Raw genomic sequence first — 14605 nt, 5'->3', positions numbered from 1 at the left:
CCAAGGGGTAAGCTAGGCTGGTGGCAGGCCGAAGGCCGGGAACAGAGATGGCCCGAGCGGCCCTATGAAGATCGTCAAGGAAGCGATCCCGCCCTCGGCTGCGTCGAACACATGCAGGGAATGGGCCCGCCATCCAGGACCATCGTGGCTGCGGGAATAAACTCCGACCGCCGGTTGGGCATTGGCCCGGGTGGCCAGCGTGCGGAAGCCGCCAAACTTCGGCCAGACGGTCTCGAAGAAACCGCGGATCGCTTCGCGGCCTTGATACCATTCGCGCCAGGGCGGCATGGTATAGATGGCGTCCTCACGCAGCAGCTCGATCAAGCTGTCGAGATTGGCGGCCTGCCAGGCCTGCATGTAGCGTTCGAGCAGCAGGCCTTCTTCGGGGCTGGGCCGTGATCGGCTGGCCGGCCGTCCCCGAGGATAGCGCGCCGCCAGCGTTGCGCGGGCGCGCTGCAACGCGCTGTTGATCGAAGCCGTCGATCCGCCCAGCAAACGCGCCGTCTCGACAGCCGACCATCCAAGGACGTCGGCAAGCAGCAGCGCGGCGCGCTGTCTGGGCGGCAGATCCTGGATGGCGGCGACGAAGGCGAGCTGGACGGCCTCGCGGCTCTCGTAACGGGCTTCCGGACCTGGCTCGCTGCCGGCAATGTCTGGAAGCTCGGCGTCGGGATAGGGCTCCAGCCAGGCGATGTCGGCTATCGGCCCGCCTGTGGCCGCCCCGTGCGACGGCGGCAGTCCGGGTTCCCGGAGAATGCGGTGCGCCCTCGACCTCGCCTTGATGGCGTTGAGGCAAGCGTTGGTGGCAATCATGTAGAGCCAACCGCGAACCGAACCTCGCCCGTCGAACTCCGATCTTGCGCGCCAGGCGCGAAGCAACGTGTCCTGGACGAGGTCGTCGGCCTCGTGCAGCGAACCCATCATGCGATAGCAATGCAGCTTGAGTTCGCGGCGATGCGTGGCCGTGACCTTCTCGAAGGCCAGCCGATCGAGGATCGGCTGTCGTGCTGGTTCCAGAGGTGGTTGAGCGTCTGTCATGCGGCTTGTGCGGCTACGAGTGAGCGTTGCATTACGCGCGCCTCAGGCGGCCGGGGCAAGCCCGCTACCGCTTACCATGAAGGAACTGCCTTGCGGCTGGTTGGTGGCAAGCGCGACCACCGCCCGTCCGACATCGGCCGGCGTTTGCATGTCGGTCATGGCGGCGATGAAGTCCGCCGGCTGGATGCCCATATAGGCAGCGATGCTGTCGACGCCGGCCTTGCCGACGCCGGTCTCCGGCATGATGCGCATCGGCGCGAGCGCCATGAAGCGCAGGCCGAGGCCAAGCCGGTCGGCCTCCTTCTGGCTATGACCGGCTAGGAACATCTGCATGCGTTTTGCGCCGGCATAGCCGCCGGCGTTCGGTGGTCCGCCGGTCAAGGCCGCGCCGCTGGAGATCAAGACGATCCGGCTTCCCGGCTTGAGCGGACGCCGCAGAGCGGCCCGGCAAAACAGAAACGACGCCTTGACGTCCGTGTCCCAGTTTGCGGAGAACGCCTTCCAGTTCTGTTCATGCACCGGCGCGGAAGGGGCCAGGGCGCCTGCGCAGATCACCAGCACGTCCGGCTCCAGCGCGGCGAAGACCTTGTCGGGGGCGGAGTCCACCGTCGCATCGACCGCGAGCGTCTTCACGCCCGAGACCTCCCAGGCAAATTGCGCCAGGGCCTGTTTTCCGCGGGCGACGGCCAGCACCGTCGCTTTCTCTTTGAGGGCGGCCTCCGCGATGGAGCGGCCGACACCACGGCTGCCTCCGACGACGACGACATTCTGATTTTGCAACGATCCCATGGATCACCTCTCTGTTCCCGGCCGCCGGACCATCCAGGCGCGCTCATCGATAAGGACAGCGCAGGTGGGTGGAAATCATCGGTGCCAGGCGGAAATATCTTTCAGCTGAGGGCAGCGGCGCGCCAGTTTTGTATTCAGTGTCATTACCTCGGGGGTAATCGACCTGTGCGCTACGTCTCGGCAAAACTGCGCCCATCAAGCCGGTTGTCCGGCCTTCGACCACAAGGAGTTACGCCATGACCGCCTACGCCGTCGCCCATATGCGCCAGGTCACGCCGGGGCCGCAGATCGTCGAGTATCTGCACAAGATCGATGCCACGCTGGAGCCGTTTGGCGGGCGCTTCATCGTGCATGGCAGCGAGGTGGAAGTCGTTGAAAACACCTGGCCGGGCTACCTCATAATCATCGAATTTCCAGACAGGCAGCAGGCGCGCGCATGGTACCGCTCGCCCGCCTATCAGGTGATATTGCCGCTGCGCACCGAGAATTCCCAGTCCGATGTGGTCTTCGTCGACGGCGTCCAGCACCCGCACAAGGCCACCGACGTTCTCGAATAGGGGGACGATCTGCTAAGGTTGGCTTTTATCGTTTCAACAGGAACACCGCCTGCTGGCCGAAAAAATTCCAGAACCACCACGGCATGGAGAAGCCGATCCGCTGGCCATTGGCGTCGAGCGCGGTTGCCTTTTCCACCGTCGCGCCAAGCTCGTCGCACAGATTGACGAAGTCGCGAATGGTGCAGAAATGGATGTTGGGGGTGTCGTACCAGGAATAGGGCAGGTCCCTGGTCACCGGCATGCGGCCGTTGAAGAGCAGCGAAAAGCGCACCCGCCAATGGCCGAAATTCGGGAATGAGACGATGGCGCGGTTGCCGATCCGGAGCAGTTCGTCGAGCACCAGCTTCGGATTGCGGGTCGCCTGCAAGGTCTGCGACAAAACGACGAAGTCGAAGCCCTTGTCGGGATAGAATTGGAGATCCTTGTCGGCATCGCCTTGAATGACCGACAGGCCGCGCGCCACGCATTCGTTGACGCCGCGCTGCGACAGTTCCAGCCCGCGGCCATCGACCTTCTTGGTAGCCTGCAGCAATTCGAGCAGCAGGCCGTCGCCGGAACCGACGTCCAGCACCCGCGACTGCGGCGGGATGAGATCGGCGACGACTTCGAGGTCGACGCGCTGGGCGCGGTTGACGCTCATGCGTTCGCCTCTTGCCTCGCGCATGATCCTGATCCGAAAAGTCTGCAACTCTTCGGGGTCATGCGCCGATGCCTGACGCATGATCCCGTTCCGAAAAGTCTGCAGCTTTTCGGGGTCATGCGCCGAGCCCTCTGGCCCGCGCGGCCGAGGCGATGAAGCCTTTGATCGCAGCAAACAGTTCCGGTTCGTCGAGCAGGAAGGCGTCGTGGCCGCGGTCGGTCTCGATCTCGACGAACGATACCGAGGCGCCGGCCGCGTTCAGCGCGTGCACGACCGAGCGGCTCTCCTCGGTCGGGAACAGCCAATCGCTGGTGAACGAAACCAGGCAGAAGCGCGTCTTGGTGCCGGCGAAGGCATCGGCCAACCGGCCGCCATGGTCGGCGGCGAGATCGAAATAGTCCATCGCCCGGGTCATGTAGAGATAGGAGTTGGCATCGAAGCGGTCGACGAAGGTCATGCCCTGATGGCGCAGATAGCTCTCGATCTGGAAGTCGGCATCGAAGCCGAAGGTCAGCGCTTCGCGGTCCTGCAGGTTGCGGCCGAACTTGCGGTGCAGCGCTGCTTCCGACAGATAGGTGATGTGGGCGGCCATGCGCGCCACCGCCAGCCCTTTTTCCGGCCGCTTGCCATGCTCGAAATATTTGCCGCCATGCCAGTCCGGGTCGGCCATCACTGCCTGCCTGCCGACCTCGTGGAACGCGATGTTCTGCGAGGAATGGCGGGCGCCGGTGGCGATCGGCAGCGCCGAGAAGACGCGCTCGGGATAGCTGGAGGCCCATTGCAGCACCTGCATGCCGCCCATCGAGCCGCCCAGCACGCTGAACAGCTGTTCGATGCCGAAATGCTCGACCAGCATCAGCTGCGCCCGCACCATGTCGCGGATGGTGATGATCGGTAGGTCGAGCCCGTAGGGCTTGGCGGTGGCGGGGTTTGTCGAGGCGGGGCCGGTGGAGCCGAGGCAGCCGCCGATGACGTTTGACGAGATGACGAAGAAACGATCGGTGTCGATGATCTTGCCGGGGCCGATCAGCACTTCCCACCAGCCTGGCTTGCCGGTCACGGGATTGGTGTTGGCGACGTGCTGGTCGCCGGTCAGCGCATGGCAGACGAGGATGGCGTTGGAGCGCGCGTCGTTGAGCGTGCCATAGGTCTGGTAGGCGATCTGGAACGGCGACAGCAGCGTGCCGGCGTCGAGCTTGAGCGGCTTGTCGGCGCCGAAACGCAACACCGGGCTCGACGGCTGGTCGGCCTCGTTGTTGGTTTTTCGAGCGCGCAAAGCGACCATGCCATCTCCTAGCCCGGCCTTCAGTTGTCCACCGGTCTGGGCAAACAGCCAGTCAGGGCAACAAAAAACCGGCCATGCCTTCGCAAAGCCGGTTACAAGATGCAAACGGCCCTTTAGCAAGTTGTTTAACGTGGCTGCAAGCCGACCGGCCAAATCACCACGGAACTTTCGCTGCTCTTCTAGGACCGACGCATGGCTTCGTCAACGGCAAGTTCTTGATCCCGAATTGCCGCCCCTCGACATTCCGGGCCACGGCTTGTATTTCCGCTGCGGCTTCCCGGCGGAAGCATTCTCGACGGATTTGTGAGATGAATCAGATACCGGATAAGGCACGGCCGACCCCCCGCGCGGGCATCATGGACATCGAAGCCTATGTGCCCGGCAAGAGCGCGGCGCCTGAAGGTGTAACGAAGGTCCATAAATTGTCGGCCAACGAGAACCCGCTCGGTCCTTCGCCAAAGGCGATAGAGGCCGCGCGCGCGGTCGCCGACAAGCTCGCTGTCTATCCCGACGGCAGCGCCAGGCGCCTGAGGGAAGCGATCGCCGAGGTGCACGGGCTCAACCCGGCGAACATCGTCTGCTCCAATGGCTCCGACGAGATTCTGGGCCTGCTGGCGCAGACCTATCTCGCACCCGGCGACGAAGCCATCATCACCGAACACGGCTTCATGGTCTACAAGATCTACATACAGTCGGCCGGTGCCGTCCCGGTAACGGTCAAGGAGACCGATGAACGCGCCGATATCGATGCGATCCTCGCCGCGGTGACGCCGCGCACCAGGGTCATCTTCCTTGCCAATCCAAACAATCCAACCGGCACCTACGTGCCGTTCCATGAGGTGCGCCGCCTGCATGCCGGCCTGCCAAGAAACGTGCTTCTGGTGCTGGATGCCGCTTACGCCGAATATGTCCGGCGCAACGACTATGAAGCCGGTGTCGAGTTGGTGGGCAGCGCGGAAAACGTGGTCATGACCCGCACTTTCTCCAAATTGGGGCTGGGCGGGGCGCGGATCGGCTGGATGTATGCGCCAATGCACGTCATCGACGCGATCAACCGCGTGCGCGGACCTTTCAATGTCAATGCGACGGCGATCGAAGCCGGCATCGCGGCGATCCGCGACCGCGCCCACATCGAACGCAGCGTCGCGCATAACGAGACCTGGCTGGCCTGGCTGACCGAGCAATTAGCGGGGCTTGGGCTGCGGGTGACGCCGAGCGTCGGCAATTTCATCCTCATCCACTTTCCCGAGGACAAAAAGCATTCGGCGGCGGCGGCCGACGACTACCTCAGCCAGCGCGGCTACATATTGCGGCGCGTTTCCGGCTACGGTTTTCCCAACGCGCTGCGCATGAGCATCGGCACCGAAGAGGCCAATCGCGGCGTTGTCGCAGCACTCGCGACATTCCTGAAAAGCTAGAACACCATGACCTCACCGATGTTCGAAAAGATCGCGCTGGTCGGCATCGGCCTGATCGGCTCGTCGCTGGCCCGCGTCATCCGCCGCGAGGGGCTCGCCGGCCAAGTCGCGATTTCGACGCGCAGCGACGCGACGCTGGCACGGGCGAGCCAACTCGGCCTTGGCGACACCTACACGACGGATGCGAAAGAGGCGGTTCGCGACGCCGATCTGGTCATCGTTTCGGTGCCGGTCGGCTCTTCAGGCACGGTCGCCCAGGAGATCGCACCGGCGCTGAAAAGGGGCGCTATCCTCACCGATGTCGGCTCGACCAAGGCGTCGGTCATCGCGCAGATGCAGCCGCATGTGCCGGATGGCGTGCACTTCATCCCCGGCCATCCTTTGGCCGGCACCGAAAAATCGGGACCGGATGCCGGTTTTGCGGAACTGTTCGAGAACCGCTGGTGCATCTTCACGCCGCTGCCCGGCACCGATCCCGCGGCACTGGAAAAGCTCTCGGAATTCTGGCGCCGTTGCGGCTCCAACATCGACACGATGGACCCGCAGCATCACGACATGACGCTGGCCATCGTTTCGCACCTGCCGCACATCATCGCCTATAACATCGTTGGTACCGCCGATGATCTGGAGTCGGTGACCAAGTCCGAGGTCATCAAATACTCGGCTTCCGGCTTTCGCGACTTCACCCGTCTTGCGGCGTCCGACCCGACCATGTGGCGTGACGTCTGCCTGCACAACAAGGACGCCATTCTCGAAATGCTGGCGCGGTTTTCCGAGGATCTGTCCTCGCTGCAGCGGGCCATCCGCTGGGGCGACGGCGAAAAGCTGTTCGACCTGTTCACCCGCACCCGCGCCGTCCGCCGCTCGATCATCGAGGCCGGCCAGGATATCGACGTACCGGATTTCGGCCGCCAGGCAGTCGAACACCCGCCGAAGGGATAAGCCGCTGCAGGCCGGTTGCAGGCCAGACCTCTAGTCGAGCGGTTTGATCTTGCCGAGCGGGATGAAGCCCAGCGAGGCCTTGCCCCTGACGATCTTCAACGGCATCGACGGCTGGTTGCCGAGCAGCGCCAGTCCGGCAAAGCCGGTTTGGATCTCTTTCTTCTGCTCGGGGATGGCGGTGGCAAGGATCGCCGCCACGGCCTTTGGATCATTGAGCCTGATCGTCAGGTCGGCATTTAGGAGACCGTCGTCATCGACCGACAGCGGTCCGGAAACGGTGATGCGCGCAGTTCCGGACGACAGATCGAGCTCGTGGATTTGGGCCGCCTGGCCACGCAGGCTCTTCGGGTTTGCCTTGATCAGCGCTACGCCGTTCTTCAGCGTCACGTCGCCGCTGCCGTCGAGCGGCGGCAAGACGCGCCCGTCGATGGCCGCCGCGTCGATTTCAAGATCGGTGAAATTGCCGGCATAGTCGATATCCGGGCCGTTCGGGCGCAATTGTCCGCTGGCGGTTCCGGCGCTGAACAGCGAGACGGGATCGGTGTCGTCTGCCGGATCGGTCTGGCCGGACAGGCCTTCGGCCTGCAACGACAGCCGCCTCGGCAGCGGCCAGGACAGCTTCATGTCGGCCCGCAGATCATCCCAGTCGATCCACAGCGGGGTCATGCCGGGAACAGAGGTCCTGAGCGGCCCCCTGAGCTCGGCGGCAGGCGACAAAAGCCGCGTGATCTGCGTGGCGGCGTTGATCTTGCCTGTCGATGCCGCGACGTTGCGGCTGTCGTCCTCGTAAGCCAGGCTGTCGCAGGAAAGGGTGAAGCTGAAGGGATAGCCGCTGACCGCGAGATTGGCGCAGTCGGCCTTGATGCCCTTGTCGTCGAGATCGGCGACCGCCTTGTCGGTTGCGCTCTCGACCAGGTCCGCCAGGTAAAACCAGCCCGCGCTGTAGATGCCGAACAGCACGAGAACGAAAGCGGCAAGCCACAACAGGCGGCGACGTTGGCTGGGCGGCGGGCGCTCGTCACTTGACGTCATGCGGCGGCTTTCGTTAACGCGGGTGGCACGGGCGGGCTGTCGCTTGCGGCAATAACAGGTAGACGGACTGAAACACCACCGGTGGAGTGGTTCGTCACAATCAGGCTTGGCGATATGGGCGATTTTTGGGTTTTTGGCTACGGCTCACTGATCTGGCGGCCGGGTTTCGCGCATGTCGAGACGCGGCGCGCCCGCCTGCATGGCTACCGCCGTTCGCTCTGCGTCTATTCTTTCGTGCATCGCGGCACGCGCGAACGGCCGGGCCTGGTGCTCGGCCTCGACCGCGGCGGCTCCTGCATCGGGCTGGCGTTCCGGGTTCCAGGCGAGCTGCGCAACGAGGTCATCACCTATCTGCGCGAGCGCGAACTGGTGACCAACGTCTATCTCGAACGTGTGCTCAGCATTCGCCTCGACAACAGTGAAACGGATGGGGGCGAGATCGTCGAAGCCATCGCCTATGTCGTGGACCGCAGCCATGAGCAATATGCCGGTGCGCTCGACCCGGCCGAGGCGGCGGCCGTCGTTCGCGGCGCCGTCGGCCAGTCGGGGAGGAATGAGGATTACGTGCTCAGCACGCTGGAGCACCTCGAAGCACTGGGTATAAGCGATCACTGGCTGGAAGACGTGACGAGACGGATCGCGACGTAGCTTCGGTGTCGTGACGCGGGCTACATCCTGAAAATCTGTTTGCCAAGATCGGCGCGATCGAGGCTGTTTGCCACGGCAAGCTTGAACCCGGTCAGCGCGTGGAGGCCGCCGACAGGAACGTGGAAGCCCGGCTGGCCGAAGATGTCGATGATCTCGCGTAGCACAGGCCGGTCGGCTTCGACCGGCGGCGAAAAGAAGTAGCGATAGATATTCGCCCTGATCTCGACGCCGCTCAGCAACACATCGAAATTGTGAAGTTCGAAGCGTTCGGAACTCATGCCGCCATTGATCACCATCTGCCCGCCGAGCGCCAGGGTGCGGATCAATTCGCCGCTGACAGGTCCGCCGACATTGTCGATAATCCCGTTCAATCCGGCGCCACCGGTGATATCCATCACCGCTTCCCGGATACTTGCCTTCAAGTCCGAAAGGTCAAGAATGGCAGCGGCGCCAAGCGTCTTCAGATCGAAGCTTTGGTGCGAGCGCCGCACCAGCGCGATGACGTTGATGCCGCGTCGTTGGGCGAACTGCATCACCATTGTCGAAATCGACGAATAGCCGGCCGTGACAGCCAGCCACTGGCCGGGCCGCACGCGGGAATCCACCATCAGATCCCACGCCGTAATGGGGTTCACCATCTGCCCGGCGCGTTCGACTGGATAGCCGGCAGGCAACGGGATCAGCCATTCGGCGGGAATGGCCGCGTACTCGGCCCAGCTGCCATAATAGCTGAACGCGACAAGCGTGCCCGGTTCCAGCAAGACGTTTGCGCCAACGGCTTCGACGATGCCGGCGCCGTGGTTTCCGGCGATCTGCCGGGGAAAATGCGGCTTCTTCGGTTCGGGGTAGAGGTTCTGGATAAACAGGAAGTCGCCCGGATTGATCGAGGCCGAGACCATCCTGACCAGCACATCGCCGTCGCCGATCCGCGGCATCGGCAGGTCATCCACGTAGAGCACGTCGCGCGGCGAACCGATGGCGTCAAATACAATTGCCTTCATGCCGTTCTCCATAACAAACGATCCGAGGCCAACAGTCTGAGCCCAGCCGACGTGCCGAGACTTGCGTCGGCGCGGCGGAACCTACGGCCCGCCGGCAAAAGTCAGAATTGGCAGATTTGACAATCTATATGCTAAATTTGCCAGATCGTTTCTTCAGAGGCTGCTGGTTTGGATATCCCGGACGTGGCGCGGCGGGTCGCGGTTTTGTGAAGCGCCGGCGGGTTGGAAAGGAGGCTATGCGTTTGACGTCGTCGCGGCGCGACATAGGTTAGCCCGGTCGGCGGCTCCCACCCGCCCCAGCATGAATCATCATGGAGATCAGCCTTGCAGAAACGTCGTCTCGGTCGCACCGACCTATCCATCGCGCCGTTGGTTCTGGGCGGCAATGTGTTCGGCTGGACCGCCGATGAGAAAACCTCGTTCGACTTGCTCGACCGCTTTGTCGACGCCGGTTTCAACGCCATCGATACGGCCGATTCCTATTCGCGCTGGATTGCCGGCCACCAGGGCGGCGAATCCGAAACCATCATCGGCAGATGGATGAAGAGCCGCGGCAACCGCGACAAGGTCGTCGTCATCACCAAGGTCGGCTCGGATATGGGGCAGGGCAAAAGGGACCTGTCCGCCGCCTATATCGAAAAGGCCATCGACGCCTCGTTGAAGCGGCTGCAGGTCGACAGCGTCGATCTCTATCTGTCGCACTGGCCCGACCCGGCGACCCCTTATGAGGAAACGCTCGGCGCTTACCAGAAACTGCTCGACAAGGGCAAAATCAGCTATGCCGGCGCTTCAAACCTCGACGCCGCCCAGTTGCGGGCCGCACTCGACGTAGCAAGCCTGCGCGGCCTGCCGCGCTACGAGGTGCTGCAGCCGGAATACAACCTCTACGACCGCTCGTCCTTCGATGGTCCGCTGCGCGATCTGTGCGTGGCCGAGGACATCGGCGTCATCACCTATTTCAGCCTCGCCAAGGGATTTTTGAGCGGCAAGTACCGCAGCGAAGCCGACCTCGGCAAAAGCCCGCGCGGCGGCGGTGTGAAAGCGTACCTCAATTCGCGCGGCATGCGCATCCTCTCAGCGCTCGATACCGTGTCGGCCAGACATTCGGCCAAGCCGGCGGAAGTGGCGCTTGCCTGGGTCATGGCGCGGCCCGGCGTCACCGCTCCGATCGCCAGCGCGACGACGCTCGACCAGCTCGACAGCCTGGTGCGGGCCGCGTCGTTGCAGCTCAGCCCGGACGATATCGCCGAGCTCGACAAAGCCAGCGCATAGCCACGCACGATCGTTCAAGACCGGCGCGCTGCCTTGCCCTACCGTCCCTGCATCGTCGCAGGATGCAGGGACGCCGCATGGCCGGACAGGTTCTTCTCGATCAGCGGCTATGGCAGCAATTGCTGGCGCTCGTGCTGGCATCGGCCATCGTTATGGGCAGCCCGGGGCCGGCGACGATAAGCGTCACAGCGGTCGGCGCCGCGTTCGGTCTGCGCGATTCGCTCCGCTATGCCTCGGGGATCGTTGTCGGCACGGTCCTCGTGCTTTTGGTGGTGGCGACGGGCATCATGGCCGTTCTCATCGCGCTGCCGAAGCTCGCAGCGCTGTTGGCGGTCGCGTCAGCAGCCTACATCCTCTATCTGGCGTTCAAGATAGCGACGGCGCCGCCACTGGCGGCACGCGTCGGTGGGGCGGCGCTTCCCACTTTCCTGGGTGGATTCCTTCTGGCCGTTGCCAATCCGAAAGCCTATGTGGCGATTGCCGCCGTGTTCGCCGGCGCGTCTTCCGGCGCCGGCGGTCTTGGTATTTCAGCCAAGCTGGCGGTTCTCGCCTTGATGATCGTTGCTATTCATCTCTTGTGGCTTCTGGCCGGCGCGGCTTTTGCACGTTTGCTGCGCAAACCGCTGGCGTCGCGGATCATCAATCTGGTGTTTGCCGCGACGCTGATTGCAACAGCCGCCCTGGCTGCCTTACCCTGAGTCCTTCTGGCATCCGCGGCCGTTGCCTCAGCCTTTCAATTCAGGTTTCGCGTCCAGCTCACCAAGCCTTTTCACCGCCGTCGGCGGCATCGGCGGCGGGTTCGGCGTCTGCGACGCCTCGACGAGGAGCTGGTCGCAGGCGGCTTCCGTCTCGCCGATCAGCCGTTGCATGAATTCGTCCTTGCCGAGGCCGGGCGGGATCGGTGGCAGGAAGCGCGCCTTGATCGTGCCGGGATAGCGCAGGAATTTGCGGCGCGGCCAATAGAGGCCGGCGACGTGAGCGACGGGCACCACCGGAATGCCAAGTTGCGCATAGAGTTCGACGATGCCGTATTTGTAGACCGGTTCGTCGCCCGGCGCCCGGCGCGTGCCCTCGGGATAGATGATCAGCTGGCGCGGATTGCGCGCCAATTCCTGTTTGGTCGCGGCGATCACCGTCTTCAATGCCTTCGAGCGGCTGCCGCGGTCGACAGGAATCATCCGCATCTTCAAAATGTACCAACCGAAGAACGGGATCCAGGTCAGCTCCCGCTTCAATATGTAAACGGGATCGTCGAGATACGGCAGGAAAGCGATCGTGTCCCAGAAGGACTGGTGCTTCGGCGCCAGGATGAAGGAACCTTCAGGCAGGTTTTCCTGGCCGGTGATCTCACTTCTGGTGCCCGCGATCTTGTCGTAGAGCCACATGCTGGTGCGCGACCAGAATTTCGGCACGAACCAGGCGCGATGGCGCGGCGACAGGAAATAATACGGGGTCCAGAGAATCATCTGGACGATCAAATTGAGGTAGAAGGCGAGATTGAACGCCAGCGAGCGGAAATAGAGCATACAGCAAGTGCCCGGTGAGGAGGTGTGCGTTGGTTACACCAAGCGCCGGCAAAAAGGAAACGCTGCGAGGCGGGCGATCGGCCCGGTCTTGCGATGGGCCGTCTTCGTCACGTTTGCCACGCCGCCTGAAGCAGGCGCTGTCTCAGGCGCGGGGCGGCGAAGTCGAGGAATGCGCGCAGCTTCACCGGCAGTAGCCCCTGGCCGGCATGGACGAGGCTCACCGGCCATGGGTCTGGCTCAAACTCTTGCAGCACCGGGCGCAGCGTACCCGACCGGACTGCGGTGGCGATCTGGTAAGAAAGCAGCCTCGTCACGCCGACGCCGGCAATCGCCGCATCGATTGCTGCCTCAGCCGTGTTGACCCGTAACCTGGAGCGGACCGGCACGCTGAATTCGGTCTTGCCGGTGGCGAAGCTCCAGGCTGCGGCGGTGAGCCCTTCGAAGGTGATGGCACTGTGTCCTGCAAGCTCTTGCGGCGTTTTCGGTGTGCCGTGCTCGGCGAGATAGGCCGGGCTCGCGCAAACGACGCGGCGGATCGAACCCAGGCGGGTGGCGATCAGGCTCGAATCGGCAAGCTCGCCGATGCGGATGGCGAGATCGATGTGCTCTTCGACCAACTGGGTTATCCGGTCGGCGAGTGTCAGCCGCACACTTACCTCAGGATAGACGGAGAGGAAGCCGGTGACGACCGGCAGCACATGCAGGCGGCCGAAGACGATCGGCGCAGTGACGATCAGTTCGCCGGTCGGGGCGCTGTATTCCCCGGCGGCTATTCGCTCGGCCTCGCCGACCTCATCGAGAATGCGACGACAGGCGGCGAGATAGACGTGGCCTGCATCGGTCAGCGACATCTGCCGCGCCGAGCGGTTCAACAGCCGTGTGTTCAGGTGCTTTTCCAGGTCCGAAACCTTACGGCTGACCGTCGTCAGCGGAATGCCGAAGCGGCGCCCGGCAGCCGAGAGGCTGCCTGTCTCCGCTGCGGCAACGAAAAGCGACATGGACTGGAGGCGATCCATAGTTCTCCCGAAAATTTTCTTTCCGAAAAATGGAAGGATAGCTTGCAGATATGGCATCTGCATCTCGAAGACGGAAGGCCCTATTTCGGGTCTGAACAATGCAGCGCGCGTCGGCGCGTAAGGAGAGTTTTCATGAACGCTCACACCAGCGATGTCGCCTTTACCCCGACGGTAAAGGCGATCCAGGCCCGCAAGGGCTCGCGCCAGGCCTATGCCCGTGTCGAGGAGCGTGGCGGCTGGCAGGCGGCAATCACGCCCGATCTCGCTGCCTTCATCGAGGCGCAGACCAGCGTCTTTCTGTCGACCGCCAATACGGACGGGCAGCCTTACATTCAGCATCGCGGTGGGCCGGCCGGTTTCCTCAAGGTACTCGACCAGCGGACGATCGGCTTTGCCGATTTTTCCGGAAACAGGCAGTTCATCACCCAAGGCAACCTCAGCGACAACCCGCAGGCTTTCCTGTTCCTGATCGATTATGCGCACCGGCAGCGCATCAAGATCTGGGGCAAGGCGCAAGTCGTCGAGGGCGATGCCGAGCTGACGGCAAAGCTGATGCCGCAAGACTATAAGGCGCGACCCGAGCAGGTCATCCTGTTTACGATTTCGGCTTGGGATTCAAATTGCTCGCAGCACATCCCGCAGCGTTTCGAAGCGGCCGACGTGGCGGCGGCGCTGGCCGAACGCGACAAGCGCATCGAACGGCTCGAACAGGAGATCGCACGCTTGCGATCGGATGCAGCAGCCAGGGAATAAGAGCCAGGGAATAAAAAGTGCCGGTGCCGTTCAGCTTCCGCCTGCGGCGTCGGCCAGCGTCACGCTGTCGGTTCGCTTCATCGGCATGATACCGCGCGCCAGCGCCAGCAGGTATTTGTTGTATTCGGTGAACAGCACGCGCAGCGCTTCGGGCTTGGTCAGCCAGCCGCCATTCTCGAGGTTGGTGTTGACCACCGGATAGGGCTCGAGCCTGGCGCCGTGCAGCAGCCGGCCCATTTCCAGCAGGCTGCGCGGCATGTGATAATTGTTGGTGACGAGAATGACGGTGCCGTAGGCATGGTCCTCGACCCATTTGGCGCTTTCCTCGGCATTGCCGATCGTGTCGAGCGCGGCGCGGTCGATGTCGACGCAGCAGGAAAACAGCCTCTTGTCGCCGCCGGTCGCGGCCTGAAGCTGGCGCCGGCTGGCGGAAGGATGGACGCCGCTGATCAGCAGCCGCTCGCCCTTGCCTGATGCAAGCAGGCCCATTGCGGCGTCGAGGCGCGACTGGCCGCCGGTCAGCACGATGATAGCGTCGGCCCTTGCCGGATTGGCGGGCGTAGTCAGACGGCTGACGGTATTGGCGAACCAGCCGAAGCCGGCGACAAACAGCGCCATAGAGGCGAGCAGAAGGAGAGCCGAGATGCGCAACGAGCGGGCTGCCAGCAGCCGCCCGTGTTTGGCGAAC

Annotated in this window: 16 protein-coding genes and 1 riboswitch; of the genes, 7 read left to right on the top strand and 9 right to left on the bottom strand. The window is 63.4% G+C overall.

Annotated features, from left to right (window positions below; translation table 11 throughout):
• Positions 1 to 12: 12 nt before the first annotated feature.
• Positions 13 to 1038, bottom strand: coding sequence for an RNA polymerase subunit sigma-70 (locus tag AC0L2X_RS15795; RefSeq protein WP_473599982.1), 1026 nt, complete (start codon positions 1036 to 1038; stop codon positions 13 to 15).
• A 42-nt stretch (positions 1039 to 1080) separates the two neighbouring features.
• On the bottom strand, positions 1081 to 1827 hold the full coding sequence (locus AC0L2X_RS15790; RefSeq protein ID WP_473599981.1) for an SDR family NAD(P)-dependent oxidoreductase: 747 nt from the start codon (positions 1825 to 1827) through the stop codon (positions 1081 to 1083).
• Between the two features lie 236 nt (positions 1828 to 2063).
• Here AC0L2X_RS15790 and AC0L2X_RS15785 point away from each other — a divergent pair, with 236 nt between their 5' ends.
• Entirely contained in the window at positions 2064 to 2384 is a 321-nt protein-coding gene (locus tag AC0L2X_RS15785; RefSeq protein ID WP_473599980.1) for a DUF1330 domain-containing protein, read from the top strand.
• Positions 2385 to 2409: 25 nt separating this feature from the next.
• Here AC0L2X_RS15785 and metW read toward each other — a convergent pair whose 3' ends face one another.
• A complete protein-coding gene (gene metW / locus AC0L2X_RS15780) occupies positions 2410 to 3024 on the bottom strand; it encodes a methionine biosynthesis protein MetW (RefSeq protein ID WP_023677909.1) in 615 nt (204 codons plus the stop codon).
• A 115-nt stretch (positions 3025 to 3139) separates the two neighbouring features.
• Positions 3140 to 4309, bottom strand: coding sequence for a homoserine O-acetyltransferase MetX (gene metX, locus AC0L2X_RS15775; RefSeq protein WP_292661143.1), 1170 nt, complete (start codon positions 4307 to 4309; stop codon positions 3140 to 3142).
• A gap of 93 nt (positions 4310 to 4402) precedes the next feature.
• Positions 4403 to 4480, bottom strand: a riboswitch (SAM riboswitch).
• A gap of 137 nt (positions 4481 to 4617) precedes the next feature.
• Here metX and hisC point away from each other — a divergent pair.
• Positions 4618 to 5727, top strand: a complete 1110-nt coding sequence (hisC, locus tag AC0L2X_RS15770) for a histidinol-phosphate transaminase (protein ID WP_473599979.1) — start codon at positions 4618 to 4620, stop codon at positions 5725 to 5727.
• Between the two features lie 6 nt (positions 5728 to 5733).
• The gene (locus AC0L2X_RS15765; RefSeq protein ID WP_473599978.1) at positions 5734 to 6669 is read left to right on the top strand and encodes a prephenate/arogenate dehydrogenase family protein; all 936 of its coding nucleotides are present in this window, start codon (positions 5734 to 5736) and stop codon (positions 6667 to 6669) included.
• Between the two features lie 30 nt (positions 6670 to 6699).
• Here AC0L2X_RS15765 and AC0L2X_RS15760 read toward each other — a convergent pair whose 3' ends face one another.
• Positions 6700 to 7701: a DUF2125 domain-containing protein gene (locus AC0L2X_RS15760; RefSeq protein ID WP_473599977.1), complete on the bottom strand. Its 1002-nt coding sequence runs from the start codon at positions 7699 to 7701 to the stop codon at positions 6700 to 6702.
• Between the two features lie 114 nt (positions 7702 to 7815).
• Between AC0L2X_RS15760 and AC0L2X_RS15755 the strand changes: the two genes are divergently transcribed.
• Complete coding sequence (locus AC0L2X_RS15755) at positions 7816 to 8349, top strand: gamma-glutamylcyclotransferase (protein WP_473600044.1); 534 nt, start codon at positions 7816 to 7818, stop codon at positions 8347 to 8349.
• A 20-nt stretch (positions 8350 to 8369) separates the two neighbouring features.
• Here the strand turns inward: AC0L2X_RS15755 and AC0L2X_RS15750 are convergent, their stop codons facing one another.
• Positions 8370 to 9350 (bottom strand): quinone oxidoreductase family protein, encoded by a 981-nt coding sequence (locus AC0L2X_RS15750; protein ID WP_473599976.1) that lies wholly within the window; start codon positions 9348 to 9350, stop codon positions 8370 to 8372.
• Between the two features lie 324 nt (positions 9351 to 9674).
• Between AC0L2X_RS15750 and AC0L2X_RS15745 the strand changes: the two genes are divergently transcribed.
• A complete protein-coding gene (locus tag AC0L2X_RS15745) occupies positions 9675 to 10622 on the top strand; it encodes an aldo/keto reductase (RefSeq protein ID WP_473599975.1) in 948 nt (315 codons plus the stop codon).
• Between the two features lie 77 nt (positions 10623 to 10699).
• Positions 10700 to 11320: a LysE family translocator gene (locus tag AC0L2X_RS15740; RefSeq protein WP_473555166.1), complete on the top strand. Its 621-nt coding sequence runs from the start codon at positions 10700 to 10702 to the stop codon at positions 11318 to 11320.
• A gap of 27 nt (positions 11321 to 11347) precedes the next feature.
• Here AC0L2X_RS15740 and AC0L2X_RS15735 read toward each other — a convergent pair whose 3' ends face one another.
• Entirely contained in the window at positions 11348 to 12148 is an 801-nt protein-coding gene (locus AC0L2X_RS15735) for a lysophospholipid acyltransferase family protein (RefSeq protein WP_473555169.1), read from the bottom strand.
• A 107-nt stretch (positions 12149 to 12255) separates the two neighbouring features.
• Positions 12256 to 13164 (bottom strand): LysR family transcriptional regulator, encoded by a 909-nt coding sequence (locus AC0L2X_RS15730; protein ID WP_473599974.1) that lies wholly within the window; start codon positions 13162 to 13164, stop codon positions 12256 to 12258.
• Positions 13165 to 13296: 132 nt separating this feature from the next.
• On the opposite strand from AC0L2X_RS15730, the gene AC0L2X_RS15725 reads away from it, so the two are divergent.
• Positions 13297 to 13917: a pyridoxamine 5'-phosphate oxidase family protein gene (locus AC0L2X_RS15725; protein ID WP_352489416.1), complete on the top strand. Its 621-nt coding sequence runs from the start codon at positions 13297 to 13299 to the stop codon at positions 13915 to 13917.
• Between the two features lie 30 nt (positions 13918 to 13947).
• On the opposite strand, the gene AC0L2X_RS15720 is transcribed toward AC0L2X_RS15725, so the two are convergent.
• Positions 13948 to 14535, bottom strand: a complete 588-nt coding sequence (locus AC0L2X_RS15720) for a YdcF family protein (protein WP_473555344.1) — start codon at positions 14533 to 14535, stop codon at positions 13948 to 13950.
• Positions 14536 to 14605 lie beyond the last annotated feature (70 nt).

The organism is Mesorhizobium sp. WSM4828 (genome assembly GCF_055811175.1).
Note: the sequence above shows the minus strand (reverse complement) of the source record. Positions and strands in the feature narration are given on the sequence as shown.

Excerpts from the sequence above, each read along its gene's own strand:
- AC0L2X_RS15795 (WP_473599982.1), bottom strand. The coding sequence starts at position 1,038 with ATGACAGACGCTCAACCACCTCTGGAACCAGCACGACAGCCGATCCTC.
- AC0L2X_RS15790 (WP_473599981.1), bottom strand. The coding sequence starts at position 1,827 with ATGGGATCGTTGCAAAATCAGAATGTCGTCGTCGTCGGAGGCAGCCGT.
- AC0L2X_RS15785 (WP_473599980.1), top strand. The coding sequence starts at position 2,064 with ATGACCGCCTACGCCGTCGCCCATATGCGCCAGGTCACGCCGGGGCCG.
- metW (WP_023677909.1), bottom strand. The coding sequence starts at position 3,024 with ATGAGCGTCAACCGCGCCCAGCGCGTCGACCTCGAAGTCGTCGCCGAT.
- metX (WP_292661143.1), bottom strand. The coding sequence starts at position 4,309 with ATGGTCGCTTTGCGCGCTCGAAAAACCAACAACGAGGCCGACCAGCCG.
- hisC (WP_473599979.1), top strand. The coding sequence starts at position 4,618 with ATGAATCAGATACCGGATAAGGCACGGCCGACCCCCCGCGCGGGCATC.
- AC0L2X_RS15765 (WP_473599978.1), top strand. The coding sequence starts at position 5,734 with ATGACCTCACCGATGTTCGAAAAGATCGCGCTGGTCGGCATCGGCCTG.
- AC0L2X_RS15760 (WP_473599977.1), bottom strand. The coding sequence starts at position 7,701 with ATGACGTCAAGTGACGAGCGCCCGCCGCCCAGCCAACGTCGCCGCCTG.
- AC0L2X_RS15755 (WP_473600044.1), top strand. The coding sequence starts at position 7,816 with ATGGGCGATTTTTGGGTTTTTGGCTACGGCTCACTGATCTGGCGGCCG.
- AC0L2X_RS15750 (WP_473599976.1), bottom strand. The coding sequence starts at position 9,350 with ATGAAGGCAATTGTATTTGACGCCATCGGTTCGCCGCGCGACGTGCTC.
- AC0L2X_RS15740 (WP_473555166.1), top strand. The coding sequence starts at position 10,700 with ATGGCCGGACAGGTTCTTCTCGATCAGCGGCTATGGCAGCAATTGCTG.
- AC0L2X_RS15735 (WP_473555169.1), bottom strand. The coding sequence starts at position 12,148 with ATGCTCTATTTCCGCTCGCTGGCGTTCAATCTCGCCTTCTACCTCAAT.
- AC0L2X_RS15730 (WP_473599974.1), bottom strand. The coding sequence starts at position 13,164 with ATGGATCGCCTCCAGTCCATGTCGCTTTTCGTTGCCGCAGCGGAGACA.
- AC0L2X_RS15725 (WP_352489416.1), top strand. The coding sequence starts at position 13,297 with ATGAACGCTCACACCAGCGATGTCGCCTTTACCCCGACGGTAAAGGCG.
- AC0L2X_RS15720 (WP_473555344.1), bottom strand. The coding sequence starts at position 14,535 with ATGGCGCTGTTTGTCGCCGGCTTCGGCTGGTTCGCCAATACCGTCAGC.